Below are 17925 nucleotides of genomic sequence, written 5' to 3' on the forward strand. Positions count from 1 at the left end.
GAGGTGTACTCGCCGGCCGCCATGGAGAAGGCACCGGCGGCGAGGCCCGCGAGACCGGTGATGACGACGGTCTGGGAGGAGACGGCGCCGCCCGCGACTCCGGTCATCAGGGCGAGGTTGGAGACGAGGCCGTCGCTCCAGGCGTGCCGGTGCTGTGCGGAGATCGGGGCGGCCAGGCCCCTGCGGAGGTTCTCCAGGGTGCCGCGCTCCGAGAAGCCCGCGCCGCGGAACGGCCCCTCGTCGAGGTCGGCGATCCAGTGGTGCCAGGCCCGCTCGACGTGCCGGACGGTGAGGGCCGAGCCGTGCCGGGCGAGCAGCAGCGCGGAGAAGATCGCGTACTCGGTGTCGTCCGTGCCCGCCGGCCGGTCCGTCACGAAGCCCTCGATCCGGCCCCAGCGGCGGCGGATCTCGGAGGGGCGCATGTTCTCGGCGGGCGCGCCGAGCGCGTCGCCGACGGCGAGGCCGAGGAGCGCCCCCCTCGCCCGTTCGCGCGTATCGCATGCCGTGGTGGTCACCATGTCCGTGGCCCCTTCCTCGCCGGGGGCGCGCGAGGGGCGCCCCGATGCCTGGATCTGTGCCACGAAGGGCCCGCGAACGCGACGAAGAAACGTCTCTGTCACCCGCCTGACACCCCGCCAGAACCCGGTTCACGCAGCAAGGCCCGCCTTAGTAAGTACGGCCTGCCTTGCTGGCGCGCCCCTTACGTCGCGCGTATTTTCGAGGGTGTTGGGGGCGGCGGGAGCAACCCGGCCCGCCGGAACGAGGGGAGAACCATGTCCATCATCGAAGCCCAGGCACCACTGCACGAGGCCCACCGCGACAACCACACGCACCGTGACGTGAACGGCGGTTGGCTGCGCCCCGCCGTGTTCGGCGCGATGGACGGCCTCGTCTCCAACCTCGCCCTGATGACCGGAGTCGCGGGCGGCGCCGTCTCCTCCCAGACCGTCGTCATCACCGGTCTCGCGGGCCTCGCCGCCGGTGCCTTCTCCATGGCGGCCGGCGAGTACACCTCCGTCGCCTCGCAGCGCGAACTCGTCCAGGCGGAACTGGAGGTCGAGCGTCGCCAGCTGCGCAAGCACCCCGTCGACGAGATGGAGGAGCTCGCCGCGCTCTACGTCTCCCGGGGCGTCGAGCCGACGCTCGCCCGCGAGGTCGCGATGCAGCTGTCGAAGGACCCCGAGCAGGCCCTGGAGATCCACGCCCGCGAGGAGCTCGGCATCGACCCGGACGACCTGCCGTCGCCGACGGTGGCCGCGGTCTCCTCCTTCGGCTCCTTCGCGCTCGGCGCGCTGCTGCCCGTCCTGCCCTATCTGCTCGGGGCGACCGCGCTGTGGCCGGCCGTGCTCCTCGCGCTCCTCGGGCTCTTCGCCTGCGGCGCGGTGGTGGCCCGGGTGACCGCCCGCGGCTGGCTCTTCAGCGGCCTGCGCCAGCTCCTCCTCGGCGGAGCAGCCGCGGCCGTCACCTACGGCCTCGGCATGCTCCTCGGGGCCGCCCTGTAGAAGGGGCGCGATCCGTACGGCCAACCCACCCGTACGACCCGTCCGACCCGTACGACCGATCCACCCCGTACGACCAGTACGACCCATCCGCCCCGTACGGCGCTACGGATTCCGTACTCCGGAAACAGGCCGAGAGGGCCCGAAAGGGACCTCTCGGCCTTTTCGGCGCACCATCAAGGGAGAAACCACGCATTTCGGCTGTGACGCATATCCCTGTCGCGATGCCCTGCGGCGATGAGACACTATGCGGGACGCCACATATGTAGCCGGTTACTCGGCGGTTTCGAACCCGTGACCAACGGGAATGAGGCATGAGCGTCGCTGGGCAACGAAGCCCACACAGTGACGGGTCGGCGACGACCCGGAGATCCTCCGGACCGTCCCGGTCCGTCCCCGCGAGACAGGGCCCCTGACCTCGCAAACCACAGGTGAACCGACACCACCGCTCCGTATCGACGGTGTCCGCATGTTGGAATGCGCTATCCACTTAGCGAGAAACCAGCCATCATGTAACCTGCATGAAATTTCGCGGAGGGCCAACGTCGTCCCTCGGCAGCAGCTCCCCCAGACGTGGTCTGGGAGAAGCCCCCAGCCACGACGACGACGGGAGAGCCGATGCGTTCCGACGCCTGGTCGCCCATGGACGGTCGCCCTGCTCCGCAGGGAATGTACGACCCCCGTAACGAACACGACGCCTGCGGTGTCGGGTTCGTGGCCACCCTCACCGGTGTTGCCAGCCACGCACTGGTCGAGCAGGCGCTGACCGTACTGCGCAACCTCGAGCACCGCGGCGCCACCGGCTCCGAGCCCGACTCCGGAGACGGCGCCGGCATCCTGTTCCAGGTCCCGGACGCCTTCCTCCGCGAGGTCGCCGGCTTCCCGCTCCCCGAGGCCGGCGCGTACGCCGTCGGCATCGCCTTCCTCCCCGAGGACGGCACCGAGGACACCGCCGCGAAGATCGAGACGATCGCCGCCGAAGAGGGCCTGAACGTCCTCGGCTGGCGCGACGTCCCCGTCGCCCCCGAGCTGCTCGGCGCCTCCGCCCGCGCCACCATGCCGGTCTTCCGCCAGCTCTTCGTCTCCGACGCGGCCGGCGAGGCCACCGGCATCGCGCTCGACCGCAAGGCCTTCGTCCTGCGCAAGCGCGCCGAGCGCGAGGCGGCGACGTACTTCCCGTCGCTCTCCGCCCGCACCCTCGTCTACAAGGGCATGCTGACCACCGGCCAGCTGGAGCCCTTCTTCCCGGACCTCTCGGACCGCCGCTGCGCCACCGCCGTGGCCCTGGTCCACTCCCGGTTCTCCACCAACACCTTCCCGAGCTGGCCGCTGGCCCACCCGTACCGCTTCGTCGCCCACAACGGTGAGATCAACACCGTCAAGGGCAACCGGAACTGGATGACCGCCCGCGAGGCCCAGCTGGAGTCCACCGCCTTCGGCGAGGGCCCGCTCGACCGGATCTTCCCGATCTGCACCCCGGACGCCTCCGACTCCGCCTCCTTCGACGAGGTCCTGGAGCTGCTCCACCTCGGCGGCCGCTCCCTCCCCCACGCCGTCCTGATGATGGTGCCGGAGGCGTGGGAGAACCACGAGACGATGGAGCCGGCCCGCCGCGCCTTCTACCAGTACCACTCCACGATGATGGAGCCCTGGGACGGCCCGGCCTGCGTCACCTTCACCGACGGCGTCCAGGTCGGCGCGGTCCTCGACCGCAACGGACTGCGCCCCGGCCGCTACTGGGTCACCGACGAGGGCCTCGTCGTCCTCTCCTCCGAGGTCGGCGTCCTCGACATCGACCCCGCCAAGGTCGTCCGCAAGGGCCGCCTCCAGCCCGGCAAGATGTTCCTCGTCGACACCGCCGAGCACCGCATCGTCGAGGACGACGAGATCAAGGCCGCGCTCGCCGCCGAGAACCCCTACGAGGAGTGGCTGGAGACCGGGGAGATCGAGCTCTCCGACCTCCCCGAGCGCGAGCACATCGTGCACACCCACGCCTCGGTCACCCGCCGCCAGCAGACCTTCGGGTACACCGAGGAAGAACTCCGCGTCATCCTCGCCCCGATGGCCCGCACCGCCGGCGAGCCCCTCGGCTCCATGGGCACCGACTCGCCGATCGCGGCCCTGTCCGCCCGGCCGCGGCTGCTCTTCGACTACTTCACCCAGCTGTTCGCGCAGGTCACCAACCCGCCGCTGGACGCCATCCGCGAAGAGCTCGTGACCTCGCTGCGCTCCTCGCTCGGCCCCGGCAGCAACCTGCTGGAGCCCACCGCCTCCACGTGTCGCAGCGTCACCCTGCCCTTCCCGGTGATCGACAACGACGAGCTGGCCAAGCTCATCCACATCAACGCCGACGGCGACATGCCCGGCATGAAGGCCGCGACCCTCTCCGGCCTCTACCGGGTCTCCGGCGGCGGCGACGCCCTCGCCGCCCGCCTCGACGCCATCTGCGCCGAGACCGACACCGCCATCGAGGGCGGCGCCCGCCTCATCGTGCTCTCCGACCGGCACTCCGACGCCGAGCACGCGCCGATCCCCTCCCTGCTGCTCACCGCGGCCGTCCACCACCACCTCATCCGCACCAAGCAGCGCACCAAGGTGGGCCTGCTGGTCGAGGCCGGCGACGTCCGCGAGGTCCACCACGTGGCCCTGCTCATCGGCTACGGCGCCGCGGCGGTCAACCCGTACCTCGCCATGGAGTCCGTCGAGGACCTCGTCCGCGCCGGCACCTTCATCGAGGGCCTGGAGGCCGAGCAGGCCATCCGGAACCTGATCTACGCCCTCGGCAAGGGCGTCCTCAAGGTCATGTCCAAGATGGGCATCTCCACCGTCGCCTCCTACCGCGGCGCCCAGGTCTTCGAGGCCGTCGGCCTCGACGAGACCTTCGTCGCCACGTACTTCAACGGCACCGCCACCAAGATCGGCGGCGCCGGCCTCGACGTGGTCGCCAAGGAGGTCGCCGCCCGCCACGCCAAGGCGTACCCCGTCTCCGGCGTCGCCTCGGCCCACCGCGCCCTGGAGATCGGCGGCGAGTACCAGTGGCGCCGCGAGGGCGAGCCGCACCTGTTCGACCCGGAGACCGTCTTCCGCCTGCAGCACGCCACGCGCAACAAGCGGTACGACATCTTCAAGCAGTACACGGACCGGGTGAACGAGCAGTCCGAGCGCCTCATGACGCTCCGCGGCCTCTTCGGCCTCAGCTCCGACCGCCCCGCCATCCCGGTCGACGAGGTCGAGCCCGTCTCCGAGATCGTCAAGCGCTTCTCCACCGGCGCCATGTCGTACGGCTCCATCTCCCGCGAGGCCCACGAGACCCTCGCCGTCGCCATGAACCAGCTGGGCGCCAAGTCCAACACCGGTGAGGGCGGCGAGGACCCGGACCGCCTCTACGACCCGGCGCGCCGCTCCGCGATCAAGCAGGTCGCCTCCGGCCGCTTCGGCGTCACCAGCGAGTACCTGGTCAACGCCGACGACATCCAGATCAAGATGGCCCAGGGCGCCAAGCCCGGCGAGGGCGGCCAGCTGCCCGGCCACAAGGTCTACCCGTGGGTCGCCAAGACGCGTCACTCGACGCCCGGCGTCGGCCTCATCTCGCCGCCGCCGCACCACGACATCTACTCCATCGAGGATCTGGCCCAGCTGATCCACGACCTCAAGAACGCCAACCCGGTCGCCCGCATCCACGTGAAGCTGGTCTCCGAGGTCGGCGTGGGCACGGTCGCCGCCGGTGTCTCCAAGGCCCACGCGGACGTCGTCCTCATCTCCGGCCACGACGGCGGTACGGGCGCCTCGCCGCTCACCTCGCTCAAGCACGCGGGCGGCCCCTGGGAGCTCGGCCTCGCCGAGACCCAGCAGACGCTGCTGCTCAACGGCCTGCGCGACCGGATCGTCGTCCAGACCGACGGCCAGCTCAAGACCGGCCGCGACGTCGTCATCGCCGCCCTGCTCGGCGCCGAGGAGTTCGGCTTCGCGACCGCGCCGCTCGTCGTCTCCGGCTGCGTCATGATGCGCGTCTGCCACCTGGACACCTGCCCGGTCGGCATCGCCACCCAGAACCCGGTCCTGCGCGACCGCTTCTCCGGCAAGCCCGAGTTCGTCGTCAACTTCTTCGAGTTCATCGCCGAGGAGGTCCGCGAGCTCCTCGCCGAGCTGGGCTTCCGCAGCATCGAGGAGGCCGTCGGCCACGCCGAGCTGCTCGACACCAGCCGCGCCGTCACCCACTGGAAGGCCCAGGGCCTCGACCTGGAGCCGCTCTTCTACGTGCCGGAGCTGCCCGAGGGCGCGGTCCGCCACGCCCGGATCGAGCAGGACCACGGCCTGGAGAAGGCCCTCGACAACGAGCTGATCCAGCTCGCCGCCGAGGCCCTGAACGCCGCCTCCGCCGAGGAGGCCCAGCCCGTCCGCGCCCAGGTCGCCATCCGCAACATCAACCGCACGGTCGGCACCATGCTCGGCCACCAGGTCACGAAGCGGTTCGGCGGCGCCGGCCTCCCGGCCGACACCATCGACATCACCTTCACCGGCTCCGCGGGCCAGTCGTTCGGCGCGTTCCTGCCGAACGGCGTCACCCTCCGCCTGGAGGGCGACGCCAACGACTACGTCGGCAAGGGCCTCTCCGGCGGCCGCGTGATCGTCCGCCCCGACCGGGGCGCCGACCACCTGGCCGAGTACTCCACGATCGCGGGCAACACGATCGGCTACGGCGCGACCGGCGGCGAACTCTTCCTCCGCGGCCGCACCGGCGAACGCTTCTGCGTCCGCAACTCCGGCGCCCTGGTCGTCTCGGAGGGCGTGGGCGACCACGGCTGCGAGTACATGACCGGTGGCACGGCGGTCGTCCTCGGCGAGACCGGACGCAACTTCGCGGCCGGCATGTCGGGCGGTGTCGCCTACGTCGTCGACCTGGACCGGGACAACGTCAACTCCGGCAACCTCGGCGCCATCGAGACCCCGTCGGACACCGACAAGGCATGGCTGCACGACGTCGTGCGCCGCCACCACGAGGAGACCGGCTCCACCGTCGCCGAGAAGCTCCTCGCCGACTGGACCGTGAACGCGGACCGGTTCACCAAGATCATCCCCACCACGTACAAGGCAGTGCTCGCCGCCAAGGACGCCGCTGAGCTCGCCGGTCTCTCCGAGTCCGAGACCACCGAGAAGATGATGGAGGCGGCGACCCATGGCTGACCCCAAGGGCTTCCTGACCACCGGTCGCGAGGTCGCGCAGACCCGCCCCGTGGGCGAGCGCGTCAGGGACTGGAACGAGGTCTACGTCCCCGGCTCCCTGCTGCCGATCATCAGCAAGCAGGCCGGCCGCTGCATGGACTGCGGCATCCCGTTCTGCCACAACGGCTGCCCCCTCGGGAACCTGATCCCCGAGTGGAACGACTACGCCTACCGCGAGGACTGGGCGGCGGCGTCGGAGCGGCTGCACGCCACGAACAACTTCCCGGAGTTCACCGGCCGCCTGTGCCCGGCTCCGTGCGAGTCGGCCTGCGTGCTCGGCATCAACCAGCCGGCCGTCACCATCAAGAACGTCGAAGTCTCCATCATCGACAAGGCGTGGGACGCCAACGACGTCAAGCCGCAGGTGCCCGAGCGCCTGTCCGGCAAGACCGCCGCCGTCATCGGCTCGGGCCCGGCGGGCCTCGCCGCCGCCCAGCAGCTGACCCGGGCCGGCCACACCGTGGTCGTGTACGAGCGCGCCGACCGCATCGGCGGTCTGCTCCGCTACGGCATCCCCGAGTTCAAGATGGAGAAGGTGCACATCAACCGCCGCATCGAGCAGATGCGCGCGGAGGGCACCAAGTTCCGCACCGGCATCGAGATCGGGCGCGACCTGACCTCGACGGACCTGCGCAAGCGGTTCGACGCCGTGGTCATCGCCGCCGGCGCCACCACCGCCCGCGACCTGCCCGTCCCGGGCCGGGAGCTGAACGGCATCCACCAGGCCATGGAGTACCTGCCGCTGGCCAACAAGGTGGTCGAGGGCGACTTCGTCTCTCCGCCGCTCACCGCCGAGGGCAAGCACGTCGTCGTCATCGGCGGCGGCGACACCGGCGCCGACTGCGTCGGTACGGCCCACCGCCAGGGCGCGGCCTCGGTCACGCAGCTGGAGATCATGCCCCGGCCGGGCGAGGAGCGGAACCCGGGGCAGCCCTGGCCGACCTTCCCCATGCTGTACAAGGTCACCTCCGCGCACGAGGAGGGCGGCGAGCGGGTCTACTCCGTCTCCACCACCCACTTCGAGGGCGACGAGGACGGCAACGTCCAGTCCCTCCACCTCATCGAGGTCGAGTTCGTCGACGGCAAGCTGACCCAGAAGCCGGGCACGGAGCGGAAGATCCCCGCCCAGCTGGTCACGCTCGCGATGGGCTTCACCGGCACCGACGTGGAGAACGGCCTGGTCGCCCAGTTTGGTCTGGACCTCGACGAGCGGGGTAACATCGCCCGAGACGCGGACTTCGCCACCAACGTCGATGGCGTGTACGTCGCCGGCGACGCCGGCCGCGGTCAGTCGCTCATCGTCTGGGCCATCGCCGAGGGCCGCTCGGCCGCCCGGGGCGTGGACCGCTACCTGACCGGAGCCAGCTCCCTGCCGGCCCCGATCCGCCCGACGGACCGTTCGCTGATGGTCTGATCCGACCGGATCACCCCGAGAACGTCCCGTACAACGACGTACGGAACTGAGCACGGCGCCCCCCGAATGTCCCCGACCGGACGACTGGGCGGGCGCCGTGGTGCGTCCGGGGGCGGGGCGGGTGACCGGTTCCCGGGTCAGCTCACCGGGCCCGGGAAGATCCAGGTGACGAGCGAGGCCGCCGACACGGCGAGGACGCCCACGAGACCCATCCAGCGGGCCCAGCCGGTGGTGCGCCGGACGGTGACGGCCCGCTCCCTCTCGTAGTTCAGCAGGTACTCCGCGTCGGTGAGCACCTCCTCGTCCGGCCGTTCGTGAACGGCCGAGACCATCATCCAGGAGGCCGCGAGGAGGAGTAGGAAAGCCCCGGCGAGCAGCCCGATGACCCACCACCTCGGGCCCGTGGTCATCTTGCTCAGGTTCTCCTGCCCCTTGAGCACGAAGATCACGGTGAGCAATCCCGTGAGCGTGGTGAGGAAGTTCCGGTACCCCTCCGCCTGCTGGAGCGCGGCCCGCAGCCGCTCGGGCGGGCTCGCCATCGCCCGGCCCCGCAGGGAGGCGTTCCACAGCTCGTCGTCGGTGAAGTCGCTCACAGAGAGATTCCCCCCGACGGAAGCGCGATCCAGAACGAGGCTCCGCAGCCGTCCGGGACGCCGTCGGGCCGGTTCAGGTGCCAGGTCGTGCACTCGCACCTGGCGGGCCTCGGCCCGCCTGCGGCCAGGAGATCCCGCAGAGGCTTCGAGGGGCCCTTGCTGACGTACTGGACGGCGGCGATGACGTTCTTGGTCACGCACCGGCACTGGGGGCACTCACCCGTGGCCTCCACACCGTCACGATCGCTCCGCACGTGCCAGAGGAAGGTGGTGAGGGGCTGGGTGCGGGGGAAGGGCCTGCGCTGCCAGGGGACGGTCGCACTCATGTCTGCGGTCCTCCGGGGGTGGAGACGACGAGCGAGAAGAGTCGGGCGTAGCGTTCGAAGAGGCTGCGGACGTCGTCCACGGACTGTTCCGTCTCCTCGGCGCAGAGCACGAGGTGCTCGGCGGTGACGGTTCCCGCGATGGCGGGAGCGCGACCGGTCAACCGTTCGGTGAGGACGATGACATCACGCCAGCCAGGGACGATGCCGCGTTCGTCGCCCTGGGGTTCGGGCGTGGTGACGTCGAGACCGAGGCTCTCGAAGGGCGCGTAGCGGTCGTACGTCTCCCCGAGTGTCCAGCCGAAGCGGCCTGCCACGAGGACGAGTTCGAGGGGGCCGAGGGTACCGGGGCCGAGAAGCCCCGGATCGAACGCGGCGAGGTCGAAGTCGGTGGGCTGGAAGTTCTCCAGCCGCTCGGCTCCAGGGCCCGTGAAGGGTCCGGGGAGAGCAGGGCCGCCGACGGAGCGGAAGGCGAGGGAGGTGCGGACGGCGGTACCCAGGCTCTGATTGGCGCGCCTGGCTTGGTGGAGGAGTCGCTTACGAGAGAGCTGGGAACTGGAGGTCATCCGCCCACCAGGCTCCTCTTCGGTGAAGAGGGTCATGACCGCCATACGTGGGGTGAGCGCCCGGATGGATGCGGGCAGATCGACGATCTTCAGGGGAAAAGGCAGGCTGAGCGCTCTCAGCCTGTCGACCTGGGCGCCGATTGTTCCCTTCTCCCGAGCGGCGAGGTCGGTCAACGGCTCCAGGCCCAGACCATGCGTGTCAAGGTCCCAGCGTCCGGCGCTGTAGGCCGAGTACGGATGCACCGTGTCGAGGAAGCGGACCAGGTAGGGGTCCAACGCGGTGATCTGTTCGAGGCTCGCTTCGACGAGCGGCAGGCAGCCGGGGGCCAGCACGCCGCATGCGTCCAGATGACGCAAGTCCTGGCGCAGCGCGTCGAAGTCCGCACCGGTGTCCAAGTAGCGAAACGCGGCGACGACGCGCCAGGGGCCGAAAGGGTCTTGTTCCTGGGGCTCCGACTTGTAGGGCAGGAGTTCTCCGACCCACTGAGGCACGGTCCAGTCGGTGGTGCTGGGTGGTACGTGAGGCGCCGAGAGGCTTGTGGCGGCTGTGAGGTCGCTGATCTGCTCCACTACGCGGCCCAGTGGAACCTTCATGCTCATGGACCGTCTGAAAACGTCGAACAGAGTGAAGCCACGCCTGACCCAGGGGCGCTCGCCGTCGATGTCGTACGAGAGGAGGCGGCGCTCGTCGCCCGTCAGAGGCGGATGGCTGAGAGTGGCGTCGGATACTCCCGCGCTCAGGCGGAGCCCCAGCGGCTCCAGCTCCTTGATCCGCTCGACGAGCTGTTCGCGCTGCTCGACCGATGAGGCGTGGACCAGAAGATCCACGGGGTGGACGGATCCCCCCTGCCAGGTCTGGGGGCGTCTGTCCGTGAGCGCGCCGGGGGAGGCGGCCAGCGCCCTCGCCTCCGTTTCGAGGACGATGCCTCCGGTGAGCCGAGGGATCTCCTCCCAACCGGGAACGGGCACGCTGCGCACGAGATCTCGTGCCGCGGCGATGGTCTCGGACAAGGTGATGTCGTGGACCGCCGCCACCGTGAGGAACGGGGCGAAGGGTGCCGGGGTCTGGTACTCCTCGGCCCACCGGGGACGCCGCGCGTCCCAGTCCGCGAAGTAAAGGTCGGCCATGACCTCCGTGGGGAAGAAGTGGTCGAGTGCGCGGATGTCGGCCGCCTCGGGCACCCGGACGCCGGCGATGGCATAGCGCCGTTGCGCCCGCACAGCCACCGAAAGGGGCTGTCCGGCGAACGCCGCTGCCCGCAGGGGCGCGGCCCACGAGCCGTCGGGCACGACGCGGTCGAACAGCAGCGCGTCGATGCCCTGAGGCAGCGGGTACCCGCGGGGTGCGAAGGGCTTGTGGACCTCGCTGAAGACGTTCAGGACGGAGCTCCGCCATCGGTCGAACAGGGCCCCTTCGTGCCCACGCTCGTCACCGAAGGTCTGCTCGTAGTGGTTCAGGCGGATGGATCTTCCGTCGAAGGGCAGACAACCCACCTCGCGCAGGCGGAAGGTCGAGACGGCCAGACTCTGTTCCTCCTGCGTCGCGTGAAGGACGCCAAGGGCGTCGTCGTCGAGCGAGTCGAAGACCTTGACCGCCAGCGGCGGTTCGCTGAGGGCCAGTTCCCACAGCCAGCGCAGCCGCACCTCCGCGAAGTTTCCGATCGCCTCGGTCACTCCGGCGAGCAGGCGCTCCTCCACTCCCACCTCGTCGTAGTCGACCAGCCCGTTGCGGTCCACCGTCGGGACCGGCTGGTCACGTTCGCGCAGGTTGAAGATGTACCCATCGACCTCCGGGGCGTTCCTGACGACGACGCCGTCCAGGAGCAGCTGGCCTTTGCCCTGGACGAGCCACGCGTCCGTTCCGGCTCCCGCCGGGTCGCCCGGCCAGTCCCCCGAGGCCTTGAGCTCGCCCGGGGACCACTCCTCGGAGCGGATCTTGTTGCCCTCGCGGTCCAGTTCGAGTGCCGTCACCCGGTGGTCGCTCACCCACAGCAGTCTTCGCAGGGTCTCCACCAGGGACGGCGGCGTCTCGCCGTCCGCGCTCAGGTAGAGGCGGACGACGGTGCCGCCGCGTTCCGGTGCGTCGGTGGTCTCGACGATCTCCAGAAGTCCCGAGCCGGACTGGATGGTGGCCTGAAGCGGGGCCTCGGTGCGGGACGGGTTGCCGTGGAGGTCGATGGTGGCGGTGGTGACCACGACCTCCTCGGCCAGCATGAAGTAGCTGAACACCCCGATGCCGAAACGACTGTTGAACGGCATGGGATCGATTCCGGCGCGCCGCCAGTTCCGGCGTTCCTGGACGAAGTCCGGGTCCTGCTCGTACCGCTTGCCCGCGCGGGCGAACATGGAGGTGAGCTTCCGGCGGCTCATCCCCGTTCCCGTGTCGTGGCATTCGATGTACGGCCGGTCCTCGGCGTCGTACCCCTGGACGAAGGAGATCTGAGGTTCCTGGCCCCTTGTCCGGCACCTCTTCAGCCGCTCCCCGTACGCGGTCCGGAGCTGCCGATAGCGGCAGGCGTCCAAGGCGTTCTGATAGAGCTCCCGGACGGCGAGCATCTTGTCGCCGTACAGCTGCGTGCCCATGAGCAGCGGGCGGATCTCGTCCTCGGCGAGCCGGAAGCGTTCCAGCGGCTTGGTGTACTGCTGCTCCAGCGGCTCCAGGAACTCCGTGGTCACCTTCCTAGGGACTCCACGCAGCAGGTCCGGAGCGGTGGTGCGGGCCTCCCTCCAGCTCCGGCGGAGCGCGCGAACCGAGGCGTCCGCGGTGGCTGCCAGCTCCTCCAGCGCGGCGTGCAGTGCGGGGTGGGGGCAGAGGAAGTCGACCGCGAGGTCGTACCCGTCACTTCCGTCCGGTGGCACGTGCTCGTCGTGGGACTCCAGGCGGTACTCGGACAGGGCCGCGGTGACGTCCGCGGGCACGAGGCGGCGGTGCGCGCCCAGGTGGTCGACGAGGACACTGGACATGCGCCGAGGGTCCGCGGCCAGCAGGGAGGCCAGCCAGACGAGGTACGCGAGGTCGCGGGCGCGCCAGGTGTTGCCGGGTACGGCCGGATGCTCGTTCCAGCGGAGTTCGCCGCTGTCGTCGATCCGGGGGCTGCTGCCGGGTGCGACGGTGACGTGGGCCAGCACCTGCCGGAGCTGGCGCTCGATCAGGGTGCGCTTCTGCGGAGAGGGCGCTGTGGGGGAACCGGCGGTCACCGCCGCCGTCACCATGTCCAGCAGATGGTCGACCGCCGGGTAGTCGCCCGTACGGTCCCACAGCCGGTCCCAGTCGGCGATGAACCGATGCCGCAACCAGTGGTCGGCCGCCGCGGCCGGCTCGTGGAGATGACGCTGACGCAGCGTCTCGGCGGCCAGGCTGACCTGCGAGTGGGCTCGGGATACGTCCCGCGCCGCGTCGCACACCAGACGGTCGTGCGGGGTGAGGGCCTCGCGCCCCCGGCCGTCCTCGCGCCGGTCGATCCTGTCCGGCCGCAACGCCGCCAGCTCGCTCAGGGCGATGGCCACGATGCCCTCGTGCAGCAGGGGAGCGGCGAGCAGCGCCGCCGTCTCGGCGGGGGTGAGCCGCTCGCCGCCCGTGAGACGGGCGGCCTCGACGAGGCGGCCTAGCCGATCCACCACCCTGAGCGGATAGTCCGGATCGCTCCACGGGGTGACGAGCGCCGAGTCCGTGACGAGGCGGCTCTTCGCGACCTCGCGCGCGAGGTCGGACAGCCTCTCCTTGACCCGGTCGTGTGTGGCCGACTCGTGCGAGGTGTGCTGCCAGAGGACGGACGCGCTGATCGCGTCGGCCCAGCGCTGGGTCACCCGTGAGCCCCGGCAGAGAACCAGCCGGTCCGCGAGGCCCTCCACGCACTGGAACTCGACCGACGGCGGAGGCTCCATGAGACGCGAGGCGAGCCGCTCCACCCGGTTCCGGACGAACTCGTGGACGTCCCCGAAGGTCTTGGGTGGACTGTTCCGCGACAGGGCCTCCGAGAGGGCGATGCCGAAGTAGCTGCCCTTCTCGGGGTCCGCGTACGCCGGCTGGCCCCGGCCGCTCGCGTGCAGCCATGCCACGTCGCGGTAGGCGGAGTTCACGAGAGGCGTCTCGTGCTTGTCCCGGGGCGGGGACGGAGCCGATACGCGGCACGTGTCGAGGCAGACGACGACCGTGACGCCTGCGGGCAGGTCACCGAGGAGGACCTCGGGGCTGACTTCGAGCATCGCCCGGCCGAACAACGAGCCGTCGGCGCGGGGCCGGGCGTCCGCGGTGAGCAGGTACTCGCGTTCGCCGACGGTCACACCGTGGCAGGAGAAGTAGAGGAACGCGGTGTCCCCGGCCCCGCAGGAGAGCAGGAACTCCTCCAGGGCGGTCTCGATCGAGCCGGACGTCGTGTCCTGTCGCTCCGTGTCGGCGTGGCCGGGATGCAGGGTGTCGACGTCGTAGCCGGACTCGGCGAGGGCGGAGCCCACCATCTCGATGTCGCGGTCGACGAAGTCGAGCGGCGGGTAGCGCAGGGAGAGTCCCTCGTCCCGTTCCAGAAACGGGGTCCTCCCGACGCCGATGAGCAGTGCCCGCCGCCTCCCGGTGACCTCCGGCTCTCCGGCCGTGTCCGCCGGCACGTACGTTGTCGAGCTCACCCTTGCCCCCAGCTCCCGTGCATGGCGCCCCTGTGTCTCCATGATTCCAGAACGTCGCAGGACGCGAGGGGCTCTCGCCGGGAGACGATCCTCAGCCATGTCGCCGCGCCGTCCGGTGCCGCGTCCGCCTCCGTCAAAACCTGCGCCTCGCCGCGGGAGCCGTGGAACATGCCTGTGCGCGGGCGGACTTCGGCAAGGACGACGGAGGGGCGGCACCCGTGCCACCCTCGCCGTGCTCGTGGCGGCGACCGGAGGGCGGCGAACCCGCCACGGCGGGCCGGGGGCCGGAATCCGATGGCCCGTGATCGCGGCCGTGGGCCATCATGACGCGCATGACTTCCCTCGTACGCCACGTGACCATCGACTGCGCCGACGCCTACGCCCTCGCCACCTTCTGGGCGCAGGTCCTGGACGCCAAGGTCTCCGACGAGGACAGCCCGGGCGACGAGGAGGCGCTCGTCGAGACGCCCGGGGCCGGGCTGCTCTTCATCCAGGTGCCCGAGGCCAAGGCGGTCAAGAACCGGATCCACCTCGACCTCCAGCCGCAGGACCGCACCCGCGACGAGGAGGTCGAGCGGCTCCTCGGGCTCGGCGCGACCCTCCTCGACGACCGGCGGAACCCGGACGGCACGGGCTGGGCGACCCTGGGCGACCCGGAGGGCAACGAGTTCTGCGTCGAGCGCAGCGCGGCCGAGCGCGCCTCCACCGCCTCCACCGTCACTCCCACGGCCTCGACCGTCGCCTCGGCCTGAGGGCGGGCCTCCGCCCCACCGTCACCCCCACGGCCTCGACGGTCGTCTCCGCCTGAGGGCGGWCCGCCCTCGGCGCGACGAGGGCCCGCCCCGTCCCGTGCCGCGGCCGCCGGGGCGGTCTCCGTCGGCTGCCGGGACCCGTGGCGCCAGAATGGTCGCGTGCCGAACACTCCCCAGAGCCCCAGCAAGAAGAAGTCCCCGGTGAGCGGCGGGCCCGAGCGGCGTCGTGAGCTCCTCGACACGGCGGCCGAGGTGTTCGCCGCCCAGGGGTACAACGCCACCACCGTCCGGAAGATCGCGGACGCCGCCGGCATGCTCGCCGGCAGCCTCTACTACCACTTCGACTCCAAGGAGTCGATGCTCGACGAGATCCTCTCCACCTTCCTCGACGAGCTGTGGCAGGGCTACGACGCGGTCCTCGACGCCCGGCTCGGTCCCCGCGAGACCATCGAGGCCCTCGTCACCGAGTCCTTCCGCGAGATCGACCGGCACCGCGCCGCCGTCGCCATCTACCAGAAGGAGTCCCGGCACCTCACCGACCAGCCCCGCTTCCACTACCTGACCGACTCGCAGCGCAGGTTCGAGAAGGCCTGGCTCGGTACCCTGGAGCGGGGCGTCGCCGACGGCGTCTTCCGCGCCGATCTGGACGTCCGGCTGACCTACCGGTTCGTCCGCGACACGGTCTGGGTCGCCGCGTCCTGGTACCGGCCGGGCGGGCGGCACAGTCCCGAGGAGATCGCCCGCCAGTACCTGTCCATGGTCCTGGACGGCGTCGCCGTACGCCGCTGACGCCGCCCGCCCGCACCCGTCGGAGGGCCGTGACGGGCGCCCTCCCGCTGTGAGGTCGCCCACGTCGCACCCCGCTGGGCAGGTCTGATCCGTCCGGGCATCGGTCGGGAGGGGCGGGAAGGTTCCGGAGCGCACTATTGTTCCGGTAGAGACATCCGGGGTGCGTCCGCACGTTCCCGGAGAAACAGCCGGGGCCCGTATCGCGTGTTCCGGGTAGAGCAGCCGGGGCCCGTACCGTGCAGGTGCGGGCCCTGGCTGTGCCGCGAGCACCGGCCAGAAAGGCACGCATGACCCGCTCCGAACGCCCTCACAAGCGCAGCCCCCGCACCGCCCAGGCGAAGTCCACGTCACAGCCGAAGGCATCACGCGGAGGCCGTCGTCCCTCCGCGCCCCCGCCGCCGAGCGAGTTCACGCCGCCGGAGACGGTGACGCCCGCCCTGCCCGCGGTGGCCGCCTTCGCCGACCTCGACATGCCCGAGGGCCTGCTGCGGACCCTGGGTGAGCAGGGCGTCACGGAGCCGTTCCCGATCCAGGCCGCGACCCTCCCGAACTCGCTGGCCGGCCGTGACGTGCTCGGCCGGGGGCGTACCGGCTCCGGCAAGACCCTCGCCTTCGGACTCGCGATCCTGGCCCGTACGGCCGGCCGCCGCGCCGAACCGGGCGCGCCGCTCGCACTCGTCCTGGTGCCCACCCGCGAGCTCGCGCAGCAGGTGACCGACGCGCTCACCCCGTACGCCGGGGCGCTGCGGCTCCGCATCACCACCGTCGTCGGCGGCATGTCGATCAGCCGGCAGTCGTCCGCGCTGCGGCGCGGCGCCGAGATCCTCATCGCCACCCCCGGCCGCCTCCACGACCTCATCGACCGCGGGGACTGCCGGCTCGACCAGGTCGCCGTCACCGTCCTCGACGAGGCCGACCAGATGGCCGACATGGGCTTCCTGCCCCAGGTCACGAAGCTGCTGAAGCAGGTCGAGCCGGGCGGGCAGCGCCTGCTGTTCTCGGCCACCCTCGACCGGAACGTCGACCGGCTGGTCAAGATGTTCCTCGACGACCCGGTCGTCCACTCCGTCGACCCGTCGGCCGGCGCGGTCACGACGATGGAGCACCACGTCCTGTACGTGATGGACGAGACCGACAAGAAGGCCGTCACGCTGAAGATCGCGGCCCGCGACGGCCGCACGATCCTCTTCCTGGACACCAAGCGGTCCGTGGACCGGCTGGTCAAGCGGCTCCTCGCCAGCGGTGTACGGGCCTCCGGCCTGCACGGCGGCCGCTCGCAGCCGCAGCGCAACCGGACCCTGGACCAGTTCAAGAGCGGCCAGGTCACCACCCTCGTCGCCACGAACGTGGCCGCCCGGGGCATCCACGTCGACGACCTCGACATGGTCGTCAACGTCGACCCGCCGATGGACCACAAGGACTACCTGCACCGCGGTGGCCGCACCGCCCGCGCCGGTGAGTCCGGCAGCGTCTTCACCCTGGTGCTGCCCGAGCAGAAGCGCGACATGGGCCGGCTGATGTCGCACGCGGGCATCAGCCCCCGTACGGCGCAGATCAAGTCCAGCGACGAACAGCTCGTCGAGCTGACCGGCGCGCGGGAGCCCTCGGGCGTTCCCGTGGTCATCGAGACCCCGCAGCCGACCCCGCCGCGCAAGCCGGCCGGCTCCGGGACGGGCACGGGCCGCTCCGGCGGCCGCCGGCGCCGTCCGGCCCCGGCCGGCGGCACGGCCGCCGCGGGTACGGCCTCGGGCCGCGCCACGGGCTCCGGGGGCCGTACGTCGGGCTCCGCGGGCCGTACGTCGGGCTCGACGGGCCGGGCGTCCGGCGCCGCCGCCTCCGCGGGCCGTACCGCCGGTGCCGCCGCCTCCGCGGGCCGCGCGTCCGGCGGCGGCCGGGGCGCCGGATCCGGCACGGGTGGCGGCCGCGGTGCCGCCGCGGGCGCCGGAGCCGGGCGCGGCGGGCGCCAGGCCGCGGGCACGGGCCGCGCGCGCGGTGCCGGCGGTGCGCGGAACTCCAGGCCGAGGCCGTCCGACGCGTAGTCGGACACGTAGGCGAACGCGCTCCCGTACGAGGAGCGCGGCCGCTCGGGGGCGGTGTCGGGGGACTCCTCCCGCACCTCCCCGAGCGGCATGGTCCCGGGCCG

Annotated in this window: 9 protein-coding genes and 1 pseudogene; 6 read left to right on the forward strand and 4 right to left on the reverse strand. The window is 71.3% G+C overall.

All coding sequences use genetic code 11. The annotated features are described in order from the left end of the window. A partial coding sequence (locus EAO70_RS21900; protein WP_187283982.1) for an ADP-ribosylglycohydrolase family protein occupies nucleotides 1–518 on the reverse strand: 518 nt, incomplete at its 3' end. A gap of 255 nt (nucleotides 519–773) precedes the next feature. On the opposite strand from EAO70_RS21900, the gene EAO70_RS21905 reads away from it, so the two are divergent. The 3 genes from EAO70_RS21905 to EAO70_RS21915 all read left to right on the forward strand — a co-directional run bounded on the left by EAO70_RS21905 (nucleotide 774) and on the right by EAO70_RS21915 (nucleotide 8136). Continuing rightward, entirely contained in the window at nucleotides 774–1502 is a 729-nt protein-coding gene (locus EAO70_RS21905; protein WP_148004536.1) for a VIT1/CCC1 transporter family protein, read from the forward strand. A gap of 615 nt (nucleotides 1503–2117) precedes the next feature. After that, nucleotides 2118–6683 carry a glutamate synthase large subunit gene (gene gltB / locus EAO70_RS21910; RefSeq protein WP_148004537.1) on the forward strand — a complete coding sequence of 1522 codons (4566 nt, stop codon included), beginning with the start codon at nucleotides 2118–2120 and terminating at the stop codon, nucleotides 6681–6683. Further along, nucleotides 6676–8136, forward strand: coding sequence for a glutamate synthase subunit beta (locus tag EAO70_RS21915; protein ID WP_148004538.1), 1461 nt, complete (start codon nucleotides 6676–6678; stop codon nucleotides 8134–8136). Before gltB ends, EAO70_RS21915 begins: the two co-directional genes overlap by 8 nt. Before the next feature lie 137 nt (nucleotides 8137–8273). On the opposite strand, the gene EAO70_RS21920 is transcribed toward EAO70_RS21915, so the two are convergent. Genes EAO70_RS21920 through EAO70_RS21925 form a run of 3 tightly spaced genes read right to left on the reverse strand, consistent with a single transcriptional unit; the run spans nucleotide 8274 to nucleotide 14241 of the window. Continuing rightward, nucleotides 8274–8729 (reverse strand): hypothetical protein, encoded by a 456-nt coding sequence (locus EAO70_RS21920; RefSeq protein ID WP_261992980.1) that lies wholly within the window; start codon nucleotides 8727–8729, stop codon nucleotides 8274–8276. Beyond that, nucleotides 8726–9055 (reverse strand): hypothetical protein, encoded by a 330-nt coding sequence (locus EAO70_RS38085; RefSeq protein ID WP_187284040.1) that lies wholly within the window; start codon nucleotides 9053–9055, stop codon nucleotides 8726–8728. Before EAO70_RS38085 ends, EAO70_RS21920 begins: the two co-directional genes overlap by 4 nt. Beyond that, nucleotides 9052–14241: a caspase family protein gene (locus tag EAO70_RS21925; RefSeq protein WP_187283983.1), complete on the reverse strand. Its 5190-nt coding sequence runs from the start codon at nucleotides 14239–14241 to the stop codon at nucleotides 9052–9054. The genes EAO70_RS38085 and EAO70_RS21925 overlap by 4 nt, the downstream gene beginning before the upstream one ends. 332 nt (nucleotides 14242–14573) lie before the next feature. Here EAO70_RS21925 and EAO70_RS38090 point away from each other — a divergent pair. The 3 genes and pseudogenes from EAO70_RS38090 to EAO70_RS21940 all read left to right on the forward strand — a co-directional run. Further along, nucleotides 14574–14990 (forward strand): annotated as a pseudogene (locus EAO70_RS38090) (VOC family protein); the annotation flags it as partial. Between the two features lie 162 nt (nucleotides 14991–15152). After that, nucleotides 15153–15782, forward strand: coding sequence for a TetR/AcrR family transcriptional regulator (locus EAO70_RS21935; RefSeq protein WP_148004540.1), 630 nt, complete (start codon nucleotides 15153–15155; stop codon nucleotides 15780–15782). 287 nt (nucleotides 15783–16069) lie between these two features. Beyond that, nucleotides 16070–17821 carry a DEAD/DEAH box helicase gene (locus EAO70_RS21940; RefSeq protein ID WP_148004541.1) on the forward strand — a complete coding sequence of 584 codons (1752 nt, stop codon included), beginning with the start codon at nucleotides 16070–16072 and terminating at the stop codon, nucleotides 17819–17821. Nucleotides 17822–17925 lie beyond the last annotated feature (104 nt).

Origin of the sequence: Streptomyces sp. adm13(2018) (assembly GCF_008042145.1) — a bacterium.
Taxonomy (GTDB): domain Bacteria; phylum Actinomycetota; class Actinomycetes; order Streptomycetales; family Streptomycetaceae; genus Streptomyces.

Bases quoted from the DNA above. Each gene is read 5' to 3' on its own strand.
- EAO70_RS21905 (WP_148004536.1), top strand. From the start codon at position 774: ATGTCCATCATCGAAGCCCAGGCACCACTGCACGAGGCCCACCGCGAC.
- gltB (WP_148004537.1), top strand. From the start codon at position 2,118: ATGCGTTCCGACGCCTGGTCGCCCATGGACGGTCGCCCTGCTCCGCAG.
- EAO70_RS21915 (WP_148004538.1), top strand. From the start codon at position 6,676: ATGGCTGACCCCAAGGGCTTCCTGACCACCGGTCGCGAGGTCGCGCAG.
- EAO70_RS38085 (WP_187284040.1), bottom strand. From the start codon at position 9,055: ATGAGTGCGACCGTCCCCTGGCAGCGCAGGCCCTTCCCCCGCACCCAG.
- EAO70_RS21940 (WP_148004541.1), top strand. From the start codon at position 16,070: ATGACCCGCTCCGAACGCCCTCACAAGCGCAGCCCCCGCACCGCCCAG.